Here is a 23099-nt window from a genome sequence, read left to right on the forward strand (position 1 = left end):
GCGTCACCGCTCACCACCGCCCCGCAGATACACACAGCGCAGCTCGGAGGCGAAGCGCAACTCCCCGTCCCGCAGCCAGGCGTCCTCGGGTGCGGGCAGCGTCTCGGACAGCAGGAGCTGTTCCGCCGTGCCCGCCAGCCGGGCCATGCCCTTGAGGAGTTCGGGGCTCGCGGTGTCCACGTACACCGGTTTGCGTTCGGCCGGTGACTTCGCGAAGAAGCGGTCGGGCAGGCCCCGTTCCCGGAGCAGCCGGGCCGAGGCGAGCAGCCGCTCGGCCTCCTGCCGGCTGCCGTGCGCCTCCAGCAGCGCCGCGCTCGGCAGCGCCCAGCGGCGCCGCGAGAACACCACGTTGCCCCAGCGCAGCCGCGGCACGTGCGGCAGGTCCGGCAGCACCGGGCGGCGGATCCGGGGCAGTGCCAGCGCGGTGTGCACGGCGGTGTCGAGCTCGCCGTTGTGGAACAGCAGGCTCCGGCCGGGGTGGGTTTCGCCGCGCAGGACGACCCGTTCGCCGTCGCTCTCCAGCCACAGCTGGTCCAGGCCGATCCGCTCCCGGTCCGCGCCGGCCCTGCCGCCCAGTTCGAGCACCACACCGGGGAACTCCAGCGGCGGCAGCCCGGTCGTACGACGGGAGATCACGTTGACGGCCAGCTGGTCGCCCAGGGCCCTGCGCACCCCGGCGTCCCGCTCGGCGAGCAGCGCCGCGGCGTCCGGATGGCCCTGCAGCGCCCACGGGGTGAGCAGCGCCGCGTCGTGGATGTCGCCGAGCACGAGCGGGGTCACCCCCGGCTCGTACCCGGCCAGGTCGGGCGCCGCGATCAGGACGTCGATGGAGCACAGCACCGGGGCGGCAGGCGGTGGCGGTGCGGCGAGCAGCCCCGCCACGTCGAGTTCGGCCCGGTCCGCGCCTTCGGCCTCGACCACCCGGCTCAGCTCGGCGCCGAGCTCTCCACCCGGCTCGATGGCGAGGTCCGCGCACTCCCGCAGCGCCCGCAGCAGCGGGATCCTTCCCGCTCCGAGCCGGGCCGCGACCGCCCGGTTGGTGCGTACGCGGGTCGCCTCGGCCTCGTGGGCCAGCAGGTCGAGCACCGGCGCGACGGCGTCGCACATGTCGCGGGCCAGCGGTCCACGGACCTCCAGCCCAGCCGTGCCGACGGCGGCCTCGTGGATGATGACCCGGTCGTTGTAGAAGCGTCCGCGTTCCGCCGAGCGGTCGGTGACGGGCAGCAGCGACTCCAGTTCGGCCTGGACGGTCAGTTTCCGCTCGGGCGGCGCCGACGGGTAGCCGTCGAGCAGTTCGAGCACCTTCATCAGCAGGGCCCGCACCCCGGCCGCGCGGGCGGCCGTCTCGGTGTCCGAGGCGTCGATGCGCTCCAGGGTCCAGCGCAGCGGGTCGACCACGGTCGCCGGCGGACACAGGGTGTGCGTCAGCGTCCCCTTCGCCACGGCGGCCGCGAACGCCTCCACCGCCTCCAGGGCACCGGCGCCGCACCCGGACGCGATCCCGGCCACCGTCCGTACGCCGTCGGCCTCCCGCAGCAGCGCCGCGCCGACGCCCGTGCCGCGGGGCGGCCCCGTCATCGTCTTGCGCACCGGCGCCAGCCGCTCGGCCAGCGCCGGGTCGCCCAGCAGCAGGTCCTGCACGGCGTCGTTGACCCGGGCCGCGGTGTGCGCCTGGCGGACCCGGATCGCCGTGTGGCCCTCCCAGTCCAGCGCCGTGGCGGCGTCGGAGCCAGGGCTGAGCCTGCCGTAGTTGATGGGCCCGAAGAAGCTCATCGTCTCGCTCTTGGACGCCAGCCGCTGTGCGTAGGAGGCGAGTTGGCGCCGGATCCGGCCGCCGGTCGCACCCCGTGCGAGATCGCGGTGGACGGCGGGCGATGAGCAGACGATGGCGTCGTTGACCCGCGGATCGGTGCGGACGGCGGCGAGCGCCTCGTCGACCGCCGCCGTGTCGGCCTCGACGGTGGCGGCGAGCCGCTCCCGCGCCGCGCTCACCCGCTCCGCCGCGGCGTTCCACTCGGCCAGCCAGTCGGCGGGCAGGTTGTCCGACGCGGGCAGCGGCCGCAGACCGCGCAACTTCGCCTGCTGGCCCCGGGACAGCCGCCCCGCCGGGTGCAGCCGTGACGCCACGTCGGCCGACCGGGCCTCCAGGGCGAACAGCTCCTCGATGAGCAGACGGGTCCGTTCGCAGGCCAGTCGCTCGACCATCTGCCAGGGGAACCCGGCGCTGCGCAGGACGACCGTGGGCAGCAGCTCCCAGCCGTGCCGCCGCGGCGCCGGCGCCGACTCCTGCGGCGACAGGTCGGATCGGTCGGGCCGGTGGGGCCGGTGGGGCCGGTCGGATCGGTCGGATCGGTGGGTCATGACGATGCCCTCTTCATGGCGATCCGGAACTCCGAGGTCACGGGGGCCCCGCCGTGGCGCAGCCACAGCGCGTCCGGCGCAGGCCTCATCTCGGCCAGCGACACCGTCGCACTGTCACCGGCCAGCACCATCGCCACCAGTGCGTCGACGGCCAGCGGACTGTCCAGGTCGATTCCGACCGGTTTCGGCTCGTGCGCGAGGGAGGCGAAGCAGAACCGGGGCACTCCATGCCGGGCCCGCAGCGACTGGACGGCGAGGAAGGCGGCGGCGGGGTCGCGCGCCGCGTCGACCCCGAGGTCGGCCCGGTCGAACCACCAGCGCGCCCGCTGCACGAGCAGGTCCCCGACCACGATCCTCGGCGCGAAGTCCCCGATCCGCACCAGCGGCAGCCCCACTCCGGGTGCGGCGAAGGCCCGCAGGTGCACGTGGTCGTCCTCGCCGGCGTACAGGGTCAGTTCCCCGTCCGGGGTGCGCAGCCGGGGCGTGCCGTCCACCAGGACGACGGTCAGATCGGTCAGCGGCACCGTCCGCTCCCGGTCGTCGGTGGCCACCGAGGTGATCTCGATGAAGCGGCCCGGGAACCAGTCGGCCACCAGGCCCTTGTGGCGCCTGCGGCGGATCACCGTGGCCAGCCGCTCGGGGCCGCCCCACGGTTCGAGACCCGCCGCGAAGTCGCCCAGCATCCGGTCCTGTTCGTCGCTGAACAGCCCCTGTGAACCCCAGGCGAAGACGTACGGGTGCAGCTCGCCCAGCACCAGCAGTCCGCCGCCGTCCTCCCGGCTCTCCAGCATCAGGTCAGGGCTGACGAAACGGGGCCGGCCGGGCTCGGGCGCGAACCCCGCGAGCTCGGCGGGGGAGAGCCGGGCCTCCTGGCCCCGCACGGCGGATTCCACCAGTGCCGCGTAGTCCCGCTTGAACCCGATCAGTGGCCCGGCGAGCCGGTCCAGACCGCCCGCCTCGACCGAGGCGCGCATCCGGCGGATCAGCTCGTCGTACGGCATGGCGCCGCCGCCCGCCTCGCGCAGGATCCCCGCGCACAGCTCGGCCGCCGCGTGCTGCTGGAGCTCGCCGTAGCGGGCGGCCACGTCCAGCACCGGGCTGAGCTCGGACTCCCAGCGCCCGGCCACGTCGCCACCGACCACCACCGGGCTCTGGTCGCCCTTGGCGTCCAGGGACACCACCAGCCGGTCCGCGTACATCCGGCCGCCGGCGCGACGTGCGTCGACTTCGGTGAGCCGGGTGAAGCACTCCTCGACGCGCTCCAGCGCGGCCGCCCGGGCGCGGTGGCCGTCGGCCGCCGCGTAGGCGTCGCCCAGGTCGCGCAGTTCCCGCAGCCGCACCGGCCAGGCGGTGCCCTCCGCGTAGCGGTCGGCCCAGGAGACCAGCCAGTCCAGCGGCCGCGCCGCCGTGGACGGCGGCTCGGGCCAGAGCCGGACGGCCCCGGCCTGCCGCAGCCGGTCCAGGACCCGGCGCGTCTCCGCGAGGTCGAGCCCCGCCAGCGCCGCCAGTTCGACGGGGGAACGTCGCCCGTCGACGGCCTCGGCGAGCTGCCACCGCACCCCGGACAGGGTGATCCGGCGGCCGTCGGCGGACTGGATCGTCCCCGACGCCGTCCCCGGCACCTCGCCCGACCCCGGTGTCCCGCCCGGTGTCCCGCTCGGTGTCCTGCCCGGTGTCCTGCCCGGTGTCCTGCGGCAGGACGGCATCCAGGCCACGGGCGGGCGGTCCCGCACCTGCGGGTCCGTACCGATGAGCTTGGCCAGCTCGCACACCGCCCAGAACGCGGTCTGCGCCTCCAGGACGTGGTAGCCGCAGGCCGTCTCGGGGCCGAGGACGGTGCCCTGGGCCCCACGGTCGACCCGGCCGTGCACCAGCGGACCGAAGAAGCTGGTCGTCTCGTTCTTCGCGCCGAGCCGCTGGCCGTACAGGTAGACCCGGCGGTAGAAGGATCGGTCCTTGGCGCGGTTGCGGCCCGTCGCGCTGTCCTGCTGCTGCCAGCCGTCGACCCAGCGCACCGCCTCGGTGTGGAAGGACGGCGACAGCTGGAGCAGGGCGTCGCACACCCGCTCGTCGCGGAGCAGGTCGCGGACCCGCTCCGGCCGCCGCAGCACCTCCTCACCCAGCGCGGCGGTCAGCCGCTCGCCCGCCTGCTGCTGAGCGGAGTGCGCCGCGCGGTAGCCGTCGACCGCCGATGCCACCGCCGACGCCACTGCCGATGCCACGTCGCCGCCGCGCGGGTCGGGCTCCACCGGCAGCCGGCGGCCCACCCGGCCGCGCAGCTTCGACAGTTCGCGCAGTCCGGCCCGGTCCCGCTCGCGGTCGGCGCCGGTGACGGACTTGGCGATCGCCTCCTGGAGCCGGGCGCGGCTCCGCTCGAACCGCGCCACCGCCTCCCGGTACTCCGCGGCCGCGGCACCCGCCGGCCCGTCACCGAGAGCGGTCAGCAGGCCGATGCCGAAGCCCGCCCTCCGCAGCAGCAGCCGATCGTAGAGCTGCCACCTGGCCCGCTGTCCCGTCTCCCCCTGGGTCGCATGGTCGGTCATGGCCTCAGTCCTGAAAGTTGATCAGGTCGAACGGGCGGTTGAGCTTGGTCCGCGGCTTGGGCAGCAGCCCTTGCAGGTCACCGCCGTCGGCGACGGCCTTGGCGAGGGCGTCCGCCGCACCGGGACGGGTGAGGCTCAGCGGCGCCATGGCCGCCACCGACCCGGCCGCGGCCACGGAGCCGGTCGTCATCACCCGACCCGCCTGGGCCAGCGCGATGCGGTACGGGTCGCCCAGCAGCCGCGCCGCGGACTCGGCGCGCTCGTACTGCTCGGCGCCCGTCCTCGCGTCACCGCCGGAGGCGTGCAGCATGCCCAGTTCGAGACGCACCTCGGTCTCGTGGAAGCGGTCACCGAGCTCGGCCGCGTTCTCCAGCGTGGTGTCCAGGTCCGCCAGGGCGGCGTCCCGCTCGCCGACGAGCAGCCGCAGCCCGGCGCTGCGGTACGCGTGGTGCTTGCGGAAGCCCGCGTTCGACGAGCCGGCGGCCTGCTTGAACTTCTCCCAGGTCGCCAGGGCCGAGGCGTGCTTGCCCGCCTTCTCCTGGAGCACGCTGATGTTCGAGTACAGGTTGATCCGCAGATGCGCGGCACTGGCGTCGGTCAGACCCGCCATGCAGGCCAGCGCCTGCTTCTCGTGCTCGAAGGCCGCCCCGAGGCGCCGCTCCGCGAACAGGGTCAGCCCACGCAGGTTGTGCAGCCAGCCGCGCTCGCGGCGTACGCTCTCGGCCTCGCCCGGACGTTCCCCGACGACCTCGAAGCCCTGCTCCACCTCGGCGACGGCCTCCGCCAGCCGGTTCTTGCGCTTGGACAGGGTGAGCGCGGAGTACAGGTGCGACTGGGCACGCAGCTCCGGGGAGAGGCCGGCGGCGTCCTCCCGGATGGCCCGGAAGCAGGCGAGGGCCGTGTCCTGGTCCCCGCGGAAGCCCGCCTGGATGCCGAGCACCTTGAGCAGGAAACCGCGTACGTCGGCGGTGCCGCGCAGGATCGCCGTCTCGAACTCGATGGCGTGGACGAGCTCCTCCTCGCGCTCCGCCTCGGCGAGCAGCCCGGGTATGCCCGACTCGGGGATGCCGGCGAGCAGCCCGATCGCCTCGTCGGCGACGACCGCCATGCCCTCCCAGTTCGTGGAGAAGAACGCCCGGCGGCAGTAGGCCAGCGCGGCGGCCACCCGGTCCACGGCGGAGCCCTCGGAGTCCCTTGCCCGCAGGAAGAGTTCGCCCTCCTCGGACACCGGCTCGAATTCGGCGTCCGGAGCCGTACCCAGGTCCACGGCCAGGTCGCCCTCGGTGACCGGCAGCCCCATGCGGCGCAGACAGCGCACCCGCTCCCCGCGGTAGTCGGCGTACCGGCCGACCGGCTCGCGCACGGACGTCGGTGCGTCCAGCAGCAGTTCGGCGCCCTCGACGAGCTGCGCGTGCTCGACGGCCCGCATGAAACCGCGCAGCGAGGACAGGTCGGTGCCGCCCATCCCGCTGAGCAGCAGGGGCCTGCCCAACTGCGCGGTGCCCGTGCAGAGGGCGGTCGCGGCCACCGTCAGCACGCGGTAGACCTGCTCGCTCTCCCGGTGCAGCCGCCGCTCGGACGGCGCGAGCGCGATCTCCTCCAGCGGCGCGGTGCCGGGCGCGGTCTCGGCGGGAAAGAGCTCCGCCCATTCGGACGGGTGCCCGGCCGCGAGGCCGGTGAAGTCGGCGCCCTCGGCACGCAGGGCGTCGATGCCCGCCCGCAGCCCCGTGTACGAGGCGGCCGGGCCGGTGTTCACGTCGACCAGGACGGAGTCGGTGGATGCGCGGCTCACCTCGGCCGCCCGCGTCACCATCGCGAGGGCTCGGTGGTGGCGAGGGCGAGCGGCGCGATCTTGTTCTCGACCTCGTCGAGGTCGAAGTCGACGTCGTCCAGCTCGTCCAGCGCGTCCAGTTCGGTGCCCTCGGCGGATTCCGTCCCGGCGGTCTCCGCCTGGGGGGTTTCCGCCTGGGGGGTTTCCGTCCCGGCGGTTTCCACCTCGGGGGCCTGCACCTCGGGGGCTTCCGCTTCGAGGGCGAGAGCCTCGGCGGTCTCCTCCGGCTCTGTGGACTTCGCGGTGGACTTCGCGGTGTCTTCCATGGCGCGCTCCATTCGGAATCACGGTCGGACGTGGGAATGCGGATGCGAAGGATCCGGTGTCAGGGCAGCCGGAACCAAAGGGGTGGGCGGGGATCGTGACGGCGGACGTACGGGGGCGGCAGCGGTCGGAGGTAGGCCCCCGGACGCTCAGCCGGCCGGCGTGCGCATCCGGGCGAACTCGACCACTTGCCGTCCGACGGTGGCCAGTTGCGCGGTGAGATGCGGGTCGCCGGTGCTGCCGCCGGCGCTGTCGTCGGACGCCAGGGTGACGCTCTCCGTGTTGATGGCCACGCCCAGGGGAGTGGGCCAGCCCCTCAGGGCGTGCACGACGGAGCGCAGCCCCGCCAGCGTCGAAGCAGCCTGCGTCCCGCGTGCGGTGACGACACAGCCGACGGCGCGGCCGTGCAGATAGGGACGCGCGTCCTCACGCAGGTCCTCCAGGTAGTCGAGGGCGTTCTTCACCAGACCGGAAACGCCCCCGTGGTACGCGGGCGTGCCGATCACCAGGCCGTCGGCGAGGGCGACGGCCTCGACCAGCCGCCGGGCCGCCGGGGTGCGCAGTGACTCCCCCGGGGCGTAGAGCGGCAGTTGAAGTTCCTCGGCACCCAGCAGCAGGGTCCGGGCCCCCGCCGCCGCGGAGGCCGCGAGTACCGCCCGGACCGCCCGTTCCGTCGAGGAACCGGAGCGCACGGTGCCCCCGATGCCGACGATCAGGGGCCCGGCATCGGCTGGGGCACCAACACCGGGATTCTCCACCGAAAGAACGGAACCCTGGTTCGTCTCCAGCACGGTTACACCAATCTCCTTGACCGGTCGCGGTTTTCGGAGTCTAGACAGGGCGGTTATGCGCTGGTTATGAGCTGGTTATGCGTGGGTTATGCATTGGTTATGCATTGGTTACGCCTGGGCCGGAGGTCTGGTCCGCAGTGCGGGCGGGCGCGTCCTGGGTGCGCAGAACCCGGTCCAGGAGCCGCTGGGTGTCAGGGCTGACATCGATGTCCAGACCGTCCGACATCCGGGCCCGGCACAGCTTGTACCAGGACCTGGCCTGCGCTAACTGGCCCAGATCGCCGTGCACTTGGATCAGGGTCCGGTAGACGTCCTCCTGGTACGGGTCGATGTCCAGCGCGCGGCGGCACATGTCGATGACCTTCGGCAGCTCGCCCCGGTCCAGTGCCTCCTGGAGGAGGAAGTCCGCCGCTCCCAGCGCGAGGGACCGCACCCAGTCCCGCTGCTCCCTGGCCCAGTCGGCGGTCTCACCGGGCAGGAAGTCCCCGGTGTGAAGATCCAGCGCGCTGCGGTAGTGCTCCGCTGCCGCGCGCGGATCACTTCGGGCCGCCGCCCGGTGCCCTTCGTTGCACAGCCGCTCCAGTTCCTCGAAGTCCAGCCAGGCGTCGTGGAGTTTGAGGGAGTACCCGTACTCGCTGCAGACGATCTCCGCGGCCGGCTGCTCCTCCGCGGCCTGCTGCCCGCTGAGTATCTGGTGCACCGCGTGCTTGGCGACCTTGAGGGAACTGGAGCCCGCCGACCGGGTGCGGTCGGGCCACAGCGCGGCGTGCAGTTCGTCGCGGTCGACCGTGCGGCCCCGGTTGATGAGGAGGTAAAGGAACAGTGTGCGCGCTTTGCCGGCCCGCCAGCGTCTGACCGGGAGTCCCCCCAAGTCCAGTGAAAAGCCGCCGAGGCAGCGTACGACGGCAAGCGTGGAAATCTCGGTCATGTTGGAAACCCTCCTTCTTCGTGGGGGTAACAGGATGCGAACACACTGGCGCGGTCGGTCGGGCCAGGCCTGTGGGGGAGGCAACCCGGTCGACCGGTGGTACGACCGGGGTGAGGGCCGGTCGCCTTATCTGTGTTGACGTACGGGAACGTCGTGGTCGTTCGGAGAATGCCGGTCAGACGGACGGCGGGAAGCGGAGTCTCCGGTTCGGCTCGGGGAATCGGCGGAGGGCTTCCGGGGCCGGTTCACGGCCCTTCACGCGCGCGGGTCGGCCCGATCGGCCTGGCGTCGGTGCTCCGCCTCGGCTGCGACGCGACGGGAAGCCCTCGTCTCACCGGAAGGCGCTGATGGTGTACTCGCTCATGGTGAGGTGTCGCGGCGATTCGGACACGCCCTCACGCGATTCGGCCGGTTTTCCGCGAACTTCGGCGCTCTTTCCGGCCTCGTCGATCGGCGGCTTCACGAAGTCGATTCCGAGAAGGCGCCGCCGGCCGCCGAACCCGGGTCGGTGTACGCACGATCGGCGCGCTGATTCCGTCGACACGTCCCACCCCATGGCGGCGGCGGAGGCCCGGGCCGGCGTGACGAGCGAGAGCCCGGCGGCCGCCGGAGCGGCGGCGACCAGGGCTCCAAGTAGCGTGCGCGGCATGATGTACGTTCTCCAGAGTTGCCTGCCGGGCACCGTCCGGCCGCCCGAGTCAGGAAGATCGGGAATGACTCTGGCTCCTGGCAATAAACAAGCAATGAACAGCAGATACGGCCCCGGCACCCGTCCGTTTCGACTCGCCGGGTGAACGAACTACACCATCCCGAAGCCCGAATCGCCCTCGCCCATCATTCGCCCCCGTACGATCACGCGCCACGACGCTCCAGCACACCCCCCGAAGGATGAACCCTCGCCGCCCCGCCCCGACACCCACACGCCGAAGCGCCCCACACCCGCCCCTACCACCCCGCCCGCCTACGTCACCGCGCCCCGCCCCGGGAACGGCCGCATGCCTGGCCCCCGTCACACCGGTCGGGCCATCCCCGCGGGTGCGGGGAGGAGTCGTCGACGCGCTGCGCTTCCTCGGCGGTGAACGGCTGACCCCCGCGGGTGCGGGGAGGCGCGGGTGAACCACCGGCCCAGCGCCCGGATCTGCGGCCGACCCCCGCGGGTGCGGGGAGGAGGGCCCGCATCGCAGACGACTGGAGGATCCATGCGGCTGACCCCCGCAGGTGCGGGGAGGAGCAGCGCCGCTTCTTCGCCGCCCAGTGCCAGGGCGGCTGACCCCCGCAGGTGCGGGGAGGAGGAGTCCCTCCTGCTGTTGGGCCGCATCGAGTTCGGCTGACCCCCGCAGGTGCGGGGAGGAGATCCGCACCAGCGCCCTGCCGGCCGTCACGGACGGCTGACCCCCGCAGGTGCGGGGAGGAGTGGATCAGCAACGCCATCGGCAACCTCGGCAACGGCTGACCCCCGCAGGTGCGGGGAGGAGGGGGCGGTTCCGCGCTCCACGTTGACGACGGCCGGCTGACCCCCGCAGGTGCGGTGAGGAGCCCCCGGTCGCGGTCGACCTGGCCATCCTCGCCGACTGACCCCCGCAGGTGCGGTGAGGAGCCGAAGAGCGCGGCCGGCCAGGAGTCCAGCTCCGGCTGACCCCCGCAGGTGCGGGGAGGAGCGGACGGCGTACTCGTTCCGGCAGCCGATGAGCGGCTGACCCCCCGCAGGTGCGGGGAGGAGGGCGTGCTCCGCCCCCGCACCCTGGCCAGCGCCGGCTGACCCCCGCAGGTGCGGGGAGGAGGGTTCCTCCGCGGTGTCCGGGCGGGCGGCTTGCGGCTGACCCCCGCAGGTGCGGGGAGGAGGGTTCCTCCGCGGTGTCCGGGCGGGCGGCTTGCGGCTGACCCCCGCAGGTGCGGGGAGGAGGTTCACGCCGCCACCCAACGGCTGCTATCCCTCGGCTGACCCCCGCAGGTGCGGGGAGGAGGAGACGACACCGTGGCCCAGATGGCCGGGTGGCGGCTGACCCCCGCAGGTGCGGGGAGGAGATCGATTCGTAACTCTTCTTATGCCGCCACGACGGCTGACCCCCGCAGGTGCGGGGAGGAGTGTGGCACTGGTCCTGACCGGGATCCACTGACCGGCTGACCCCCGCAGGTGCGGGGAGGAGCACTGGCCCGACCTGTACGGCAAGCGGGTCCGCGGCTGACCCCCGCAGGTGCGGGGAGGAGGTCCGCGAGTACTACCCCGACGGGCCCGGCGGCGGCTGACCCCCGCAGGTGCGGGGAGGAGCTGATCCGCTGGGCCCGCTACCCCGCTCACTCCGGCTGACCCCCGCAGGTGCGGGGAGGAGCCGATCCCGCAGTCCACCGCCGCCCGGATGCGCGGCTGACCCCCGCAGGTGCGGGGAGGAGTAGGCGGCGTAGGCGTCGCAACAGGCCAGGCACGGCTGACCCCCGCAGGTGCGGGGAGGAGACCCCCAGGCTGTGCGACCTGCGGCCACGCGGCGGCTGACCCCCGCAGGTGCGGGGAGGAGTCCCCTCGCTACTCAACGACGCCGGTGCCGTACGGCTGACCCCCGCAGGTGCGGGGAGGAGGCTTCGTGACCTGCGGTGAAGCAGGGGCTTTGCTATTTCTTGACCATGTGGGGTGGCGTGCCGATTGCTCCGGTCGCCGTCGGGTTCTTGAGATGTCAAAGAGCCTTCACATGATGTCACGGGCAATCAGAACCCGAGTCCGTCCGCCTGGTTCGTTTGGTGCGTTCGCTGTTGAGGCTCGCCCGCCTTTCGCCGTGCGGGGATCCGCGCCATCAGTGGCTGTGCCCGGCGTGAGGGACCAGCTCACTCGGGCCTTAAGGAGGCCAAAGGGTCCAACTTACGGTGCAGTTGATGCCGACTGGGGGTGCGGAATCGTTACACGACTTGCCCGCGCGTGGCTCCGGCGTCAGCGGCCTCGACTGATACGCCGAGAGGGTCGCCGTTGGCTCCTGATGCTCCGTCGGCCCTGATGTCGCGGCCGTCGGGTTTGTCAGTGGTAGCTGATAGCTATTCAGGCATGACTGACGGAACAGCCTTTGGTGATCCGGGATCCGTCGCTCCGGACTCCCGGATGTGGGGCAAGAGTGCAGGCCTGCCCGGCCCGTACCCCCTGATCTGCCATCTCCTGGACGCCGCCGCCGTCGCGGGTGCCCTGTGGGACGCCGTCCTGAGCGAGCGCGTGCGGAATCGGATCGCCGAGGCCATGGGCGTCACGGACGGCGAGGCCCGGGGGATGGTGGCGCTGTGGGCTGGGTTGCACGACATCGGGAAGGTCTCGCTGCACTTCCAGCAGCAGGTCGCGGAGGAGTTCGCGAAGCTGGTGGGGGACCCGAAGTACGCGGAGGACAACCCGGCGGCGGAGCGCAGCGGGTACTTGAGGCACGAGACGGCGACGCACTGGGGCCTGGTCGAGTTCTTCGAACAGTGCGGCTACCCGCTCGGCAAGTGGGTCAGGCGGTCACCGGCCCACCAGATCGCTCAGCTGCTCGGCGGGCATCACGGCTGCTTCGCCGCTGCGCTGCTGCGCAAGGAGATCGCCACCCCGTCCGGCTACCAGCCCGGCCTCGGTACCGCGGAGGGGTGGCTGGAGCAGCGGCTGGCCCATGCGCACGCGGTCCGTCGGACGGTCGGAGCCACCAGGGCGCTGGAGTCGGTGCTGCCGGGGGAGTTGGCGGTGGTGGTCGCGGGGCTCGTCGTGGTGGCGGACTGGCTGGCCAGTCAGGTCGACGTGATCGAGCCGCGGATGCCCGGGGAGGGGTGGAAGGCCGGCGACGCCGAGTTCGGCGAGCACTTCCGGGTGGCGGTGAAGGCCTCGCCGAGGTGGGTGCGCGAGGCCGGGCTCGGCTGTGCGGCGTTCCCGGACAAGCCGTTCGTCGAGCAGTTCCCGTTTCCTCCGAACGCGCTGCAGGCCGACGTCGCGAAGCACTTGCCCGGTGTGGTGAAGGGGCCCGGGCTGCTGTTGGTCACCGCCCCGACCGGGGACGGTAAGACCGAGACCGCCTTGCATGCGGCGTCCGTGATGGCGAGGGCTTCCGGCGCGTCCGGGGTCTACTTCGCATTGCCGACGATGGCCACGGCGGACGCGATGTTCACCCGGGTCCGCAGGTTCGCGGAGCAGAACGTCGAGGGTGACCGCGCGCTCACCCTGCTGCACAGCATGGCTTGGCTGAGTCCGGACTACGCCCTCGGCGAGGGTGCGGCGGACGGGACGGCCGTGCTCGCGGACACCGAGGCCGGGCAGTGGCTGCGGACCGGGCGGCGGGGCCTGCTCGCGCCGCTCGCCAACGGCACGATCGACCAGGCGCTCACCGGGGTGCTCCCGGTCCGGTACGGATTCCTGAGGTTGTTCGGCCTCTCGAACAAGGTGTTGGTGGTGGACGAGGCGCACGCCTACGGCCCGTGGATGCACAGTCTGCTGGTGCGGTTGCTGGAGTGGCTCGGGGCGTTCGGCGCCCCGGTCGTGCTGCTGTCGGCGACCCTGGCCGGGAAGGCGGCCTCGTCGCTCGTCGATGCGTACCGGCGCGGCGCCGGCTTTCCCGAGCCCACCACGGTGAAGCCCTGCTACCCGGGGTGGCTGTTCGTGGACGCGGACGGCGGATCGGTGTCCAAACCGCGCGAGGTCGGCAGCAGTCGGGCCCGCACCTTGCAGGTGGAGACCCGCCAGGTGCGTTGGGACGTTCAGGAAGAGGGCGTCGCGCAGAAGCCCGGACGGCAGGGGCGTCGCGCGGCCCTGCGCGAGATCCTGGCTTCCGTCACCACCGAGGGCGGCTGCGTCCTCGTCTGCTGCACCACCGTGGACGAGGCCCAGCGCACCTACCGCTACCTGCGGTCCGTCCTGCCCGAACTCGCCGCGCGTGAGGGAGGCCTGAGGCTGCTCCACTCCCGCTTCCCCGCCCACGAGCGGCAGCGCATCACCGCCGAGTGCGAGGTCGCCTACGGGAAGCCCGCGAACGACGCAGCGGCGGGCGCACCGCGCGAGGGGTCGATCCTGGTGGCCACTCAGATCGTCGAGCAGTCCCTCGACCTGGACTTCGACCTGATCGTCTCGGACCTCGCCCCGCTCGCGCAGCTCCTCCAGCGGGCCGGCCGCGGCAAGCGCCACGAGCGCCCCAACCGCCCCGCGTGGACCGGCAAACCGACCGAGCCGCGCCTGATCGTGCTGGAACCGCTCGACGACAAGGGCCGCGTGGCCGCGCCCCGTACCTGGGGCACCGTTTACGACGCCTCCCTGTTGCGCCGCACCAGCCTCCTGCTCCAGAAGCTGTCCAGCGGCGTGGTCAGGGTGCCGGAGGACATTCAACGACTCGTGGACGAGGTCTACGCGGACGACTTCGGAGCCGATCTGGAAAAGGCCGCCTCGGCGGAGCTCGATCGAATGGACGCCGAGCGCATCGCCTCGGCCACCGCAGAGGAGCAGCTCGCGAAGCTGACTGGCATCGACCCGCCGTACGACGTGACCGGCGACCTCTCCCCGCTCAGCGACCGCGGCCTCGGCATCACCGAGGACCTGCTGACCACCCGACTGGGGGCGGACAGCGGACGGGCTGTGTGCGTCTTCGCGCGGGAGGGCGGGTGGAGCCTCGCTCCCGACCATGACGTGCCGCTGCCTACGGCCGCAGCGAACCGGGACGACATCGCGCTGATCATGCGACACACCGTGCCGCTGCCCGGCCGCTGGCTCGCCGGCCGCACCGGCGATAACGCCGTGCCGAGGGCCTGGAGTGACCGGCCCCTGCTGGCCGGCCTGGCGCTGCTGCGCATGCGCCGTGACGGTGACTGGTGGACGGGCCTGATGGGGGAGAGGCGGCTCGTGTACTCGAACGTGGGAATTTCCGAGAAATGACGTCCTAGGCGCCGCACTTGACACTAAGTTGGCTGTGCCGGTCCCGGACAGGCTTGTCGCCCGTCCGAGATCAGCGTGACCCCCGCTTGTGCGGGGACAGGACTGCCAACGCGGCCGTTTCCTAGGCACCGCACGGCTCACCCCCGCTCGCTGCGGGGACCGCGGCAGAGCCTACCCACTCTGTGATCACCCGTACCCGCCTCGCCGGAGGCCGCATGCCATCCGCACCACCCGCCTACAACCTCTTCGACGAGGCGTGGATCCCCGTCCGCTGGATCCCCCACAGGGAGGAGGGCGACGCGGACCACAACAAGGCCTACCCGCCAGCGGTCGGCCTGCGCGAACTCCTGCTGCGCGCAAACGAGATCGAGCAGATCGCGATCGCGACCCCGCCGGCCCTCTCCGCGTTGTACCGCGTCCTGTACGCGATCACCGCCCGGGTGTCCGGCCTCGACGAAGCCGGACCGGGCGACTGGTCCGAGCGCCGCGCCGACCTGGTCGACCGGGCGGGCCTCGACCTGGAGAAGATCGCGACGTTCGTCGAACGCCACCGCCACCGCTTCGACCTGTTCGACTCCGCACGCCCGTTCCTCCAGGACCCGCGGCTGGCCGAGCAGTGCGACCCCGCGAACACCGCCGGCGTCGACAAACTCATCACCACCCGCCCTTCGGGCAACAACCACTCCTGGTTCCAGCACGTCAACAGCACTGCTCCTGACCTGCCGACCCCGGCCCAAGCAGTCCTGCACCTGCTGGTCTGGCACTACTACGGTCCCTCCGGCCGTTGCTCCAGCCGCACTGTCGGTGCCACCAAAGCAGCCGGAAGCAAGGCGGGCCCGTTGCGCAGCACGCTCTCCTACCACCCGGAGGGCGACACCCTCTTCGAGACCCTCCTGGCCGGACTGCCCCGGCCTGGCCGTGACGTCCGTCGTGACAGCGACCTGTGCCCGTGGGAACGCGAGGAACTGCCCGATCCTGCGGCCGTCCCGCCGCCGTTGAAGGGTCCGTGCTCCGCACTCACGGCCCGTTCCCAGCACGCGCTGCTGCTCATGCCCGACGCCACCGGCCAGTACGTCGAGGACGCGTTCATCACCTGGGCCAACCAGTTCAAGATCCCCCGCGAGGGCGATCCGTACCTGATCTGGCAGACCAGCAAGGAGGGCAACCCCTACCCGCGCCCTGCTGACTCCCGCCGTGCGCTGTGGCGCGATCTGGACGCACTGCTGCTCAAGAATCCTGCAGGCAGCACGAAACCACGTCGTCCCGAAGTGTTCGTCACCGCGCTGGAAGTCTCGGAGGAACTGAGGGTGCGCGCGCTCGGATTCGAACAGGACGGCCAGGCCAAAGACGTCCAGTTCGTCGACGCCGTCACCCCGCCCGTGCTCGGCCTCGCGGAGGACAGGGAACCCGCGATCGCCGTCGAGATCGGCCGCCTGCGTCTGCTGGGGGAGCGGTACGGCAAGCACCTCGACCGGGCCGTCAAGAAGGCCTGGGCCGACTTCACCGAGGCCCCCAGGATCCGCGACTGCACCTGGGCCGTCGACGCCGCCGCCCGCTACTGGCCCACCGCCGAGGCCGAGTTCTGGAAGCGCCTCGACAAACGGGACTTCGACGGGGCCGCCGTGGCCTTCCGCAGCCTCGCCGAGCGGGCCTACGACACCGTCACCTACGGAGCCTTGGGAACCGTGCGCGGAGCCAAGGCCTGCACCACCGCCCGCCTTGAGCTGTACGGCGGGCCGGTGAAGCGCCCCGCCAAGACCGGCGGCACCGGCATCGGCACCGGAGGCCGCAGCACCAGCACGGAGGACACGTGAGCAACACCGCCGCTATCCCGGGCCCCGCCAAACCCGCGGACGACGAGGTCCGTTGGCCCAAGGAACTCGTCCTGATTCCCTCGCTGGGACGGGCACGTACCTTCACCGCCCGGATCGACCAGCGCAGCCACGACGACCCCGGCGTCCGCGCGGCCCTGCGCCGCGGTGTGGGCAAGGACCTGGACGCTGTGCCGTTCATGCACCGCTACGTGGCCTCCTGGCTCACCGACGAGCAGGCGCGCAGCCTCGACGTCCAGCGCGCGTTCTACACCGTCGCGTCGCTGATCGCCGCGCAGCGCCGCGACCAGTACGCCGCCGCGAAGGCCGAGACGTCGAAGAAGGCCGAGCCGAAGAAGGCCGAGCCGAAGAACGAAGAGGGCAAGAACGAGGCGCCGAAGAACGAGGAGCCGAAGAGCGAAGAACCGAGGAACGACGCGGCGGCGCCGGACCTCCTCGGCGACCCGGTCGGCCGCGCGGAGGGCACGGAGCCCGCCACCGCCAAGCGGATCCCGTCGCGCAGTCTCGGCCACGCCTTCGCCGACGGCGTCCTCAAGGGAGGCCACGGAGCCGGCCTGCGGGAGTCCTCGGCCGAGACCCGCCTCAACCTGCTGACCCGTCAGAGCGTCGACGGACTGCACCGCCACCTGCCCGGAGCCGTTCGGCAACTGCGCGGCTGCGACGTGGAGATCGATTGGGCCCAGCTCCTTGTCGACCTCTGCCAGTGGCGGCACCGGTCCGGCGCCATCAAGCGGACCTGGCTCCAGGACTACTACCGGGCCCTGCAGGCGGACGGCGAGCGCAGGGCCCGCGAGCACGACGCGGACCAGGCCGATGCCGTCGGCCCGGACAGCGCTGAGCCCGAGCCCGAGCCCGAGGCCTGACCGGGCGGACCCCCTACCCCCCACCCCCAACACACACCAACCCCAAGGAGCAGAGCATGCCCGGCCCCGACCGCACCACCGCCCGCTTCCTCGACATCCACGTCGTCCAGAGCGTCCCGTTCGCCAACCTCAACCGCGACGACAACAACTCCGTCAAAACCGTGTGCTACGGCGGCACCGAACGCACCCGCGTCAGCAGCCAGTCCTGGAAGCGCGCCGTTCGCGAGTACTTCCAGGACAGCTTCGGCGAGCAGGCCCTGCGCACCCGCCGCATCGGCGCCCGCGTCACCCGCCTCCTCCAGGAGGAGCGCGGCTGGCTCGCCGAGCTCGCCCAGCGCGCCGGCCAGCACGTCGCCGCCGGCAGCAGCATCAAGTTCGAGACCAAGGACTCGCCCGTCATCACCACCAACGCCATGGTCTACGTGCCCGAGACCGCCGTCGCCGAACTGGCAGACCTCGCCGAGGAGCACCGAACCGACCTCGAAAACGCGAAGGACATCAAGAAGACCAGCGACAAGAGCGTCCTGCCCAAGGACGCCATCGACGCGATCCTGCGCAGCCGCAACGGCGTCATCAACCTCTTCGGCCGTATGCTGGCCGAGGTCGACGACGCCGGCGTCGACGGCGCCGTCCAGGTCGCCCACGCCCTCACCACCCACGGCACCGACGTCGAACTCGACTACTTCTCCGCAGTGGACGACGTCACCTCCGCCTGGGGCGACGCCACCGGCAGCGCCCACATGGGCCACGCCGAGTTCAGCGCCGGCGTCTTCTACCGCTACGCCACCGTCGACCTCGCAGACCTCGAACGCAACCTCGGCGGCGACCACGACGCCGCCCGCGAACTCGCAGCCGGATTCGCCGAGGCCTTCATCCTCTCCCTCCCGCGCGCCAAGAAGACCGCCACCGCCCCCCACACCATCCCCGACCTGGTCCACATCGCCGTCCGCAGCGACCGCCCCCTCTCCTACGCCGCGGCCTTCGAACAGCCCGTCCCCTCCCAGGAGAACGGCGGCTACGCCCCCGCCTCCCGCGCGGCCCTCGCCCGCTACGCCACCGCCGCCAACAAGCTCCTCGGTAACCGCGGCACCGTCACCGCCGCCTGGGCCAGCCTTGAGGACAAGGACCTCGACGGCCTGGGCGCCCGCGTCGACTCCTTCCCGCAGCTCATCGACACCGCCGTTGACGCCGCCTTCACCACCGCCCCCGCCGAGGCCGGCGTATGAACCCCGCGGCCACCGACACCTGCGGATTGCTGCTGCGTCTGGCCGCACCGCTGCAGTCCTGGGGCGAGACCAGCCAGTTCAACGAACGCGACACCGCGCCATTCCCCACCCGTTCCGGCGTCATCGGCCTGCTCGCGGCGGCCCTCGGCAGGAAGCGCGGCGACGACATCAGCGATCTCGCCACCCTCTCGCTCACCGTGCGCACCGACCGCGCGGGCGTCGTCCTGCGCGACCTGCACACCGTCGGTGGCGGGCTGCCTGCGGCGCGGACCGTCACCACCGCAGAGGGGAAGAAGCGCTCCGGCGCCACCGCCACGCTGCTGTCCCACCGCTACTACCTCGCCGACGCGGCCTTCACCGCCGTCATCACCGCGGACCCGGGGCAGCTCGCCGAGTGGGCGGAAGCACTCCGGAACCCGCACTGGCCCCCCTACCTCGGCCGACGCTCCTGCCCGCCCGAAGGGCCGCTGCTGCTCGGTCTCGTCGACGACCCCCTGTACCACCTCGTCCACCTGCCGATCGCCCGACGAGTCCCTACGGAAACCGAGACCGTCGACACCGTCTTCCACGGCGACCAGCCGCTCGACCGCCTCGGTGACCACTCCCAGCCCGGGGACGACGACGGCAGCGCCGCCGCCGGAGAGGTCACCGACGACCCGCTCACCTTCCACCCCCGGCGGCGGACCTACCGCGCCCGCCCCCGCTACCAGCGCACCCTCATCCTGCCCGCCAGCCGCTGCAAGGGCCTCGCCGCCGGCTACCTCACCGCCCTCGGCGACTACCTCGACCAGCACACCATCCGTCCCGAAAGCGTCCCCGCATGACCCTGTGGCTGACCCGCATCATCCCCGACCCGCGCAGCCGCGAGGCCCGTCGCGACAACGCCGGCGCCGTCGACCTGCACCACCGCATGATGTCGCTCTTCCCCGATCGCGTCGCCGCCGATGAACCGCGCCGCCGACTCGGGGTCCTCTTCCGCAGCGAGTCCACGCCCGTCGGCGACCAGATCCTCCTGCAGAGTGCGCAAGCGCCCGACCTCAACCGCCTCCCCACCGGATACGGCCAGGCCGCGGCCAAGTCCCTCACACCACTCCTGGACGCTCTCCGGCCCGGCCTGCACCTCCGCTACCGCATCGCCGCCAACCCCATCCGCAAGCCCAGCCGCACCACCCGCGAGCTCTACCAGCTCAAGGCCGTCGTCCCCCTCCGGGGCGCGGCCGCCGACGACTGGTGGGCCCGCCAAGCGGAGTCGTCGGGACTGAACCTCGGCACCCTCCACTCCACCCCGCTCGACGCCGCCCGGGGAGACCGGCGCAGCGACCAACGGCCCGTCAAACACGACCGCGTCCTGTTCGAAGGCACGGCCGTCATCACCGACGCCGACCGCCTGCGCACCCGCCTCACCGACGGCATCGGCAAGGGCAAGGCCTACGGCTGCGGCCTCCTCAGCATCGCCCCGCACCGGGGGCCACAGTGACCGGCCGCCGACCCGACCCCGACCCCGGCGCCGCGCGCCGCAAGCTGGCCGCCCCCACCGTCGCCATGCTGCCCCGGGTCGCCGACTCCCTCTCCTTCCTCTACCTCGACATCGTCCGCATCGTCCAGGACGACACCGGAGTCTGCGCCGAAGTCACCAGCCCCCACCGCGGCACCGAAACCGTCTACCTCCCGACCGCCGCCCTCAGCTGTGTCCTCCTCGGTCCCGGCACCTCCATCACCGCCCGGGCCCTCGCCACCCTCGCCCGCCACGGCACCACCGTCGTCATCGCCGGATCCGGCGGCGTCCGCTGCTACGCCGCCACTCTCCCCGACTCGCTCACCACCACCTGGCTCGAACGCCAGGCCCGCACCTGGGCCGACGACAGCACCCGCCTCGCCGTCGCCACCGCCATGTACGAGCAACGCTTCGGCCGCGGCACCGTCCCGGCCGGCAGCAACCTCAACAAGCTCCGAGGCCTCGAAGGCCAACGCATCAAGGCCCACTACCGCCTCCTCGCCCAGCAACACCGCATCGGCCGCTTCCGCCGCAACTACGACCCGGACTCCTGGGACACCCAGGACCCCGTCAACCTCGCCCTCTCCTCCGCCAACACCTGCCTCTACGGCATCGTCCACGCGGCCATCCTCGCCCTCGGCTGCTCACCGGCCCTCGGCTTCGTCCACAGCGGCAACCAGCAGGCCTTCGTCTACGACGTCGCCGACCTCTACAAGGCCGAACTCACCATCCCGCTCGCCTTCTCCCTCCACGCCTCCCCACAACCGGAAGCCGACGCCCGCCGCGGCTTCCGCGACGGCCTGCGCCTGTTCCGCCTCCTGCCGCGCATCGTCACCGACATCCAGCGCCTGCTCGCTCCGGACCAGGACATCACCGTCCCGGACCCGGAGGAACAACTCGTCGACCTGTGGGACCCGGTCTCCGGCCCCATCCCGGGCGGGGTCAACTACGCGGGAGAGGAACTGCCGTGAAGCGCTTCCGTACTCTCCGCTCGCGCTTCGCCGAGGAGTGGCCATGGCGACCATGACCGTCCTGTCCGCCACTGCCGTCCCCGACCACGTACGAGGCGCTCTCACCCGCTGGCTCCTTGAGGTCACACCCCAGCTCTACGTCGGCACCATCTCTGCGAAGGTACGCGAGGAACTGTGGCAGGCCGTCAGCGGATGCATCGGAACCGGCGTTGCCGTCCTGGTCCACCCCGCCGCCAACGAGCAGGGCTTCGAGCTGCGAACAGCCGGCGAGCAACGGAGGAAGCCCGTCGACTTCGACGGCATGACGCTGGTCGCGATGGTCCGCCCACAGCTCACGGACGGTCAGGAAGAGGCAAGGCCGTAGGAACGTCGCAGTTCGGGCAGTGAGGGCCGGCCGTCGGGTCCTCCCCGGACAACGTCGTGCCCGGTTCTGCCCCGGGTGAACTGCTTCGGCCCGTGGTGGGCACTGGCACGGAGGTGGTGGGCGGGGCCGCGGCCAGCCCCGACGGCACGAGCGCATGGAAGGACGGCTGGCACATGGCGGCACACAACAGCCTGTGACAACAGGCGGCACCCAGCTGTTCTGCACTGTCTGGTATCAGTGAGCAGAGTACCGATCACGCCGAAAGGAAGTCGATGACCGACGCAAGCAGCACCCCGGCGACGTCCAACGCCGTGTCGAGGTCCAACGCCGTGTCGACGAGGCCCGGGCCATGATGACCGAAGAGGTCTTCGAGGAGATGCTGCGGTCGAAGGCGGGAGCCGATCCCGCCGACCTGGCCGTCCTGCTGGACCTCCTGGCGATCGGCCTCACCAACGGTGCCTGGCGCAACGGCTGCGTCGAGAACTGGCATGCCGAAGGGCGCCTGTCCGACGGTGACATGATGCGGATCAACAGCCACACCACCCACGGGGTGCGGCAGCGGCTCCGCGGATGGGCCAGGGAACACGGCGTCAGGTCCGGCACCGGTGAAGGGCTGGCCGCACTCACGATCGAGGACGCCGACGCGCTCGCCTTCCGGCTCCACCGTTGGCTGACGAACCCCGCACGCAAGCTGGCGACCGGTACGACGCTGGGCGATCTCGTCAAGACCGACGCCGACCTCGACGACTACATCGAGCACGCCGACCAAAGCCTGCGCGGCTTCGTCGCGCAGATCGAGGACAAGGGCGTCCGTTTCGGACTGCTGTACACGGCCGGCCACGGTGCACTGGCGTGCCCGCAGTGGTGGGGCCACCCGTCCTGGCCCGCACGAGTCGACCAGTTCACCGCTGTTCTCGACCGGCCCGGAGACCACCACTGGGGCCCCAACGTCGAGTACCGCGAACGACTGCCACCAGAACCGCCCGCCCTCCAGGACCGCAGCGCCCTGCGTGCGACGCTCCTGAGGGCGCCGTGGGAGCTCGACGGCGCCACCGCCGAGTGGATCACCAGCGCGGGCATCGGCTACCTGAGGCTGCCCACTGACACCTGAACCGGACCGAGCCCACCCGCAGCCACGAGGAACCGGAGAACGCCACACGCGACGGCGAGTCCCGGCGCGATTGCGCGGTCGCCCGCTTCGCCCTGCCCGCCTCCGGCGGGTGCCTCCTGCAGTTCGGCCGGCAGGTTGGCCGCCTCGAACGACACACGGCTGTGCCAGTCTCTGAGCGAGGGGCGCGGAGGCCTGCACTCACCTGCTCCGAGCGGTTGGGGACAGAGAGCCCCAAGGATTCGGCACCGCGCCCGTCCGCGTCACGCAGGCGGACGCGGACTCGCGGGAGGAACTGGTGTTCATCACCGCCTCCCTGTCCTCCCGGAGGGGCGGTTCGCGCCGCTTTCAGGCCGCGCCGAGACGACCGTGGGACGCCAACGCCCTGTTAACAGGCAAGTTTTGATTGTTAGTCAAGTCCAGGGAGTTTTCACGAGAGGGCCCTGTGCTCCACCGAGGCATCCTGTCGCCAGCCCAGAGCATGAGACAGATGTGGCCCACAGCCTCCGAAGGGAACGTCCAACCTCTGGAACTGAAGCTGAACTTCCACGCCACATCAAGCCCGTGGGCGAAGGGCTCCAGCACCGGCAGTAGCAGTCAGACCCTCCCGTATGGGTTGAGTTCTCCTATCCTCAGTATCGGCTGTGGTGGCGAGATTCATCACC

At 72.0% G+C, this 23099-nt stretch carries 17 protein-coding genes and 1 CRISPR repeat array; of the genes, 9 read left to right on the top strand and 8 right to left on the bottom strand.

What is annotated here, in order from left to right; translation table 11 throughout:
- Positions 1-3 precede the first annotated feature (3 nt).
- The 7 genes from ACIP37_RS05860 to ACIP37_RS05890 all read right to left on the bottom strand — a co-directional run bounded on the left by ACIP37_RS05860 (position 4) and on the right by ACIP37_RS05890 (position 9367).
- Positions 4-2361: a lantibiotic dehydratase gene (locus tag ACIP37_RS05860; RefSeq protein WP_400843346.1), complete on the bottom strand. Its 2358-nt coding sequence runs from the start codon at positions 2359-2361 to the stop codon at positions 4-6.
- Positions 2358-4904, bottom strand: a complete 2547-nt coding sequence (locus tag ACIP37_RS05865; RefSeq protein WP_400802930.1) for a hypothetical protein — start codon at positions 4902-4904, stop codon at positions 2358-2360. The genes ACIP37_RS05860 and ACIP37_RS05865 overlap by 4 nt, the downstream gene beginning before the upstream one ends.
- Before the next feature lie 4 nt (positions 4905-4908).
- Positions 4909-6696 carry a hypothetical protein gene (locus ACIP37_RS05870; protein ID WP_400802927.1) on the bottom strand — a complete coding sequence of 596 codons (1788 nt, stop codon included), beginning with the start codon at positions 6694-6696 and terminating at the stop codon, positions 4909-4911.
- 14 nt (positions 6697-6710) lie between these two features.
- Positions 6711-7001, bottom strand: a complete 291-nt coding sequence (locus ACIP37_RS05875) for an ammosamide/lymphostin RiPP family protein (RefSeq protein WP_363586676.1) — start codon at positions 6999-7001, stop codon at positions 6711-6713.
- A 147-nt stretch (positions 7002-7148) separates the two neighbouring features.
- Positions 7149-7790 (bottom strand): NADPH-dependent FMN reductase, encoded by a 642-nt coding sequence (locus ACIP37_RS05880; protein WP_400802925.1) that lies wholly within the window; start codon positions 7788-7790, stop codon positions 7149-7151.
- A 97-nt stretch (positions 7791-7887) separates the two neighbouring features.
- Entirely contained in the window at positions 7888-8718 is an 831-nt protein-coding gene (locus ACIP37_RS05885) for a BTAD domain-containing putative transcriptional regulator (RefSeq protein ID WP_400802922.1), read from the bottom strand.
- Between the two features lie 331 nt (positions 8719-9049).
- Complete coding sequence (locus ACIP37_RS05890) at positions 9050-9367, bottom strand: hypothetical protein (protein WP_400802919.1); 318 nt, start codon at positions 9365-9367, stop codon at positions 9050-9052.
- A 378-nt stretch (positions 9368-9745) separates the two neighbouring features.
- Positions 9746-11292: a CRISPR direct-repeat array (repeat unit 19 nt; unit sequence CCCCGCAGGTGCGGGGAGG).
- 457 nt (positions 11293-11749) lie between these two features.
- On the opposite strand from ACIP37_RS05890, the gene cas3 reads away from it, so the two are divergent.
- The 9 genes from cas3 (at position 11750) to ACIP37_RS05935 (ending at position 22437) form a co-directional block, all read left to right on the top strand.
- Positions 11750-14575, top strand: a complete 2826-nt coding sequence (gene cas3 / locus ACIP37_RS05895; protein ID WP_400843349.1) for a CRISPR-associated helicase Cas3' — start codon at positions 11750-11752, stop codon at positions 14573-14575.
- Between the two features lie 215 nt (positions 14576-14790).
- On the top strand, positions 14791-16389 hold the full coding sequence (casA, locus tag ACIP37_RS05900; protein WP_400843352.1) for a type I-E CRISPR-associated protein Cse1/CasA: 1599 nt from the start codon (positions 14791-14793) through the stop codon (positions 16387-16389).
- Positions 16386-17270, top strand: coding sequence for a type I-E CRISPR-associated protein Cse2/CasB (casB, locus tag ACIP37_RS05905; protein WP_400843355.1), 885 nt, complete (start codon positions 16386-16388; stop codon positions 17268-17270). The genes casA and casB overlap by 4 nt, the downstream gene beginning before the upstream one ends.
- 56 nt (positions 17271-17326) lie before the next feature.
- The gene (gene cas7e, locus ACIP37_RS05910) at positions 17327-18496 is read left to right on the top strand and encodes a type I-E CRISPR-associated protein Cas7/Cse4/CasC (RefSeq protein WP_400843358.1); all 1170 of its coding nucleotides are present in this window, start codon (positions 17327-17329) and stop codon (positions 18494-18496) included.
- Positions 18493-19320 carry a type I-E CRISPR-associated protein Cas5/CasD gene (gene cas5e / locus ACIP37_RS05915; protein ID WP_400802906.1) on the top strand — a complete coding sequence of 276 codons (828 nt, stop codon included), beginning with the start codon at positions 18493-18495 and terminating at the stop codon, positions 19318-19320. Before cas7e ends, cas5e begins: the two co-directional genes overlap by 4 nt.
- Positions 19317-19973, top strand: coding sequence for a type I-E CRISPR-associated protein Cas6/Cse3/CasE (cas6e, locus tag ACIP37_RS05920; protein WP_400328477.1), 657 nt, complete (start codon positions 19317-19319; stop codon positions 19971-19973). The genes cas5e and cas6e overlap by 4 nt, the downstream gene beginning before the upstream one ends.
- 65 nt (positions 19974-20038) lie before the next feature.
- Positions 20039-20962 carry a type I-E CRISPR-associated endonuclease Cas1e gene (gene cas1e, locus ACIP37_RS05925; RefSeq protein WP_400803801.1) on the top strand — a complete coding sequence of 308 codons (924 nt, stop codon included), beginning with the start codon at positions 20039-20041 and terminating at the stop codon, positions 20960-20962.
- A gap of 43 nt (positions 20963-21005) precedes the next feature.
- Positions 21006-21326 (top strand): type I-E CRISPR-associated endoribonuclease Cas2e, encoded by a 321-nt coding sequence (cas2e, locus tag ACIP37_RS05930; RefSeq protein ID WP_400802902.1) that lies wholly within the window; start codon positions 21006-21008, stop codon positions 21324-21326.
- 349 nt (positions 21327-21675) lie between these two features.
- Entirely contained in the window at positions 21676-22437 is a 762-nt protein-coding gene (locus ACIP37_RS05935; RefSeq protein ID WP_400843361.1) for a hypothetical protein, read from the top strand.
- 345 nt (positions 22438-22782) lie between these two features.
- On the opposite strand, the gene ACIP37_RS05940 is transcribed toward ACIP37_RS05935, so the two are convergent.
- A complete protein-coding gene (locus ACIP37_RS05940) occupies positions 22783-23019 on the bottom strand; it encodes a NaeI family type II restriction endonuclease (protein ID WP_400843364.1) in 237 nt (78 codons plus the stop codon).
- Between the last annotated feature and the right edge of the window lie 80 nt (positions 23020-23099).

This window comes from Kitasatospora sp. NPDC088861, assembly GCF_044750105.1.
Taxonomy (GTDB): domain Bacteria; phylum Actinomycetota; class Actinomycetes; order Streptomycetales; family Streptomycetaceae; genus Kitasatospora.